Source organism: Rhizobium sp. BR 315, assembly GCF_050577975.1.
In the GTDB taxonomy this organism is placed as follows: Bacteria; Pseudomonadota; Alphaproteobacteria; order Rhizobiales; family Rhizobiaceae; genus Rhizobium; species Rhizobium miluonense.
In genome coordinates this window covers 1-513 of the sequence record NZ_JARWKZ010000205.1, presented here as the reverse complement: position 1 = coordinate 513, position 513 = coordinate 1, and the positions used below count along the sequence as shown (strand labels likewise).

Annotated in this window: 1 protein-coding gene; it reads left to right on the top strand. The window is 34.7% G+C overall.

The annotated features are described in order from the left end of the window. The coding region (locus QD409_RS35785; protein WP_430765091.1) for a DNA topoisomerase at positions 1-513 on the top strand (513 nt) is incomplete at both ends.

Here is a 513-nt window from a genome sequence, read left to right as displayed (position 1 = left end):
TATAGAAAATCCAGGAGTAAAAAAACAATTTAAGACTGTCACAAGTCTGATGAAACAATCTGATCTCATTTATATTGCTACAGACGCTGCAAGGGAAGGGGAACACATCTTCCGTAAGATTTATAAGTTAAGTGGGGTAAATAAGCCTTTAAAGCGTCTTTGGATTCAAGATATGACCAAGGAAGGATTAACTAAAGCATTTAATAATGCAAAAGATGGTTCTCTTTATGAGGGTTTAGCAGTAGCTGGAAAGCTAAGAGAAGAGTCAGATTTATTGGTCGGTATGAATAGTACAATGCTGGTAACTAAGTTAAGTAAAAGCAGTAAAGTATTATCTCTTGGTCGTGTACAAACACCTACGCTTGCAATGATTGTTAATCGTGATAAAGTCATTGAAAAATTTTCTAAAGTGGTACATTACTCTATTGTAGCCACTGATAAAAATGGGGCCAAATACGAGCTTTTATTAGATAAAGATACTCAGTTAACTAAGGCAGCTGCACAATCTATATT